This window comes from Emticicia sp., from assembly GCF_049241225.1.
GTDB lineage: Bacteria > Bacteroidota > Bacteroidia > Cytophagales > Spirosomataceae > Emticicia.
Window position 1 is genome coordinate 9,854 of sequence record NZ_JBMLRC010000297.1, and the last position, 3,062, is coordinate 12,915.

General features: G+C 38.1%; 4 protein-coding genes. 2 read left to right on the forward strand and 2 right to left on the reverse strand.

Annotated elements, in window-relative coordinates; all coding sequences use genetic code 11:
• The coding region (locus tag ACOVO2_RS15985; protein WP_421770941.1) for an S-adenosylmethionine:tRNA ribosyltransferase-isomerase at positions 1-785 on the reverse strand (785 nt) is incomplete at its 3' end.
• A 69-nt stretch (positions 786-854) separates the two neighbouring features.
• A complete protein-coding gene (locus ACOVO2_RS15990; RefSeq protein WP_421770942.1) occupies positions 855-1,358 on the reverse strand; it encodes a hypothetical protein in 504 nt (167 codons plus the stop codon).
• Between the two features lie 177 nt (positions 1,359-1,535).
• Here ACOVO2_RS15990 and ACOVO2_RS15995 point away from each other — a divergent pair, with 177 nt between their 5' ends.
• Positions 1,536-2,549, forward strand: a complete 1,014-nt coding sequence (locus ACOVO2_RS15995; protein ID WP_421770943.1) for a hypothetical protein — start codon at positions 1,536-1,538, stop codon at positions 2,547-2,549.
• Positions 2,512-3,062 (forward strand): hypothetical protein (locus tag ACOVO2_RS16000; RefSeq protein ID WP_421770944.1); only part of this gene is annotated, 551 nt, incomplete at its 3' end. The genes ACOVO2_RS15995 and ACOVO2_RS16000, both read left to right, overlap by 38 nt.

Genomic DNA, 3,062 nt, shown 5'->3' on the forward strand with positions numbered 1-3,062 from the left:
AAATTGATAATAAACGATTTATCGAAAACTATTTGCTCGCAGTGCATTTTGTGTTCGACTACATTTTGGACTTTTATTGGCTGGAAAGTTCCCGCACCTACGTGCAGCGTGACGAAATCGTGCTTGATGCCTTTTTGGGCTAAATCGGCAAAAACTTGTTCGGTAAAATGAAGTCCTGCGGTTGGTGCAGCGACTGCTCCATCATTTTTTGAATAGACTGTTTGATAGGTATCGTAGTCTTTTTGTTCGGTTTCTCTTTTGAGATATGGCGGCAACGGAATTTGTCCGAAATACCTAACGATTTCGGCAAAAGTCAACTCTGCATTATTCCACGAAAATTTTACGTAATTTTTTTCAGAATCGACTAATTCGGCGGTAAGCCCCACCCCCTGCCCCTCCCCGATGGAGAGGGGAGTAATTACAGAGTTTATTTTCTCCTTGAAACGCTTCTTATTGCCAATCATGCAAGCCCACGTGCAAGTTTCGGTGGTTTCCATAACTTGCGATACTACACTTGATGGCTCAACAGGATTCAACAAAAAAACTTCGATAACTACGCCATTGGCTTTCTGAAAAAACAAGCGAGCGGGAATAACTTTGGTATTGTTAAAAACCAAGAAAGTATTTTCGGGAAGATGATTTTTTACGTTATAAAAAATATCTTCTGAAATTTGTAAATCTCTATACAACAACAATTTAGACGAATCACGTGGTTCTACCGGAAAACGTGCAATTCGCTCATCGGGAAGCTCGTAGTTGTATTCTTTTAAGTCTATTTCAATCATTTTCCTTCAACAATTGACAGGTTGAAAACATATGCCATTGTCTGTGTCCTCACAGACGAATACAGACAATTAATCTTCGCTTGGATTCGAGAAAAGCAATCTGAGTGGCAAGAAGAAAATCAGGATAATCAACAAGGCAAAGCCAGCAATTAAAAGCCAATTGTAATCAAAATCAAGCTTTTGGCCTTCGGTTCCGTTGATTCGGCGTAAACCGATTAGCACAAACGCCAAGAATGTATTGGTGATTGCCACAAAAGCATTGAACCAGCCTTCAATCAACGAACTAAGTTTTTCACGGTTCTTGGCCCATGTACTCAGTGGATTTACTTTCGCAAAATCAATTTTTAATACTTGTGCTTTGAGTAAATTCAAGAGGAAATTGAAAGCAATGATGACTCCGAAGGTGATATAAAAGAAGTTTTGCTTATCAATAAAACCATCTGGATTGCCTTTTTCATCGTGGTGAATGGCGGCATTATCGGGCATTGTGAAATAACATAACATAAGAGCCACCACCAAAAGTGGCATTGAGGCTTTACGCCAAAAATTAAAGAATACGTTTGATATTGACATTTTTACTAATGTAAAATGGAAAATGTATAATTGAGAATGTATCTCAGTGCTTTTTAACCGCCTGTTTCAGGCGATTGTTTTCGGGTGCAAAGTTAGGGCAGAGATTCGAGAGAATTTGATTTTTATTGAAAAAACTAATTTATTGTATATTTACCGCTTCATTCCGAAACCCAAGTCATGCGTTTTTTCTTGTTTTTTGTATTTGTTTTTTGTCTTTCTTGCCAAAAAGAAACCCCTCCCAAAAATGTTTCGAGAGGTATTTATTATTGGAAATCAACTTTCAAACTTAGCGAAGTCGAACGCCAAACGCTTGATTCTTGCAAAATAAAAAAACTCTATTTCAAGGCTTTTGATGTGGACTGGGATTTTACGAAAGCACGAGCGATTCCGAAGGCTACAATCAGATTTGAAGAGGATATTCCGCAAGGTTTAGAAATTATTCCAACAGTTTTTATTACGAACAACGTTTTGAAGCAAACCACTGACCAACAATTAGATACAACGATTTCGTTTATCAATAAACACCTCCAAACAGTTCTAAAAAACAAGAATTTTGAAGAAATTCAGTTCGATTGCGATTGGACGATTTCGACCCGTGAACGATATTTCTATTTGCTCCGAGCATTCAAAAAACTTTTCCCCGAAAAACACCTTTCGGCCACCATTAGGCTGCATCAGATAAAATTTGCCCATAAAACGGGCATTCCGCCCGTAGAACGTGGAATGTTGATGTTTTATAATATGTCGAACTGGAAAAAACCACAGATTCGGAATTCGATTTATGACCTCGATGCAGCTTCGCAATATTTGGCTACCCTCGATAAATATCCACTCCCACTTGATTTGGTGATGCCGATTTTTAGATGGGCGATTATCTACCGCAATAATATTTTCTTGACTGTCATTAATAACATTGATAATCAAGCACTTATTCAGAAAACATTCTTAGAAAAAAACGATAATAAATTTACTGTTTTGGCCGATACTTCGGCGTTTGGAATTTCGTTGAGAAAAGGCGATAGGATTCGGGTTGAAGAAGTGAGTGCCGAAGAAATTATCAAAGGCTCAAAGACCTTGCATGAAAAAATATCAAGCCAAAAACTTACCTTTGCTTTGTATCATTTAGACCAACCGAATATCACTTTTTATGGCAATGAAAAACTCGCTGAAATCTATGCTTCGTTTGAGTAATCGAACAAAATCATTCATTATTTTATTCCTGATTGCCTGCGGCCCCATGCCGTTTGACTATGATGAGTTTAAGAGTTTTTTCTCGCCCGAAAGTGCAGCCAATGAGGCAAAATTCCGACCTTACAACTTTACTACTCAATTTACCTACGGCGATAATTATTGGTCAGACGAAGTAAAAACTGACCCTGCCCAAGAAGCAAACGTAAAAGCATGGGCCGAATATGCGGGTGTTTCGGAGAAAATAGTGAGCGAAGAACTGTATCCAACTGGTGAATATTCTACTGGTTTGCGTGACGCTTTAAGAAAAAAAGGAAGAAACGATGCAGTTGAATACCTCGAACTGGCCAAAGAAGTCGAGGCCAACGATTTAGGAAATTTTGATGATGCTGCCATTGATACAAATCAACAAGTGGTAAAGCCCGATTATGATACTTTATTGATGGATGCGTTGGCAAAATATAATCAAACGAATGATGTTTTTTTGAAAGAACGTTTGGCATATCAAGCGGTAAA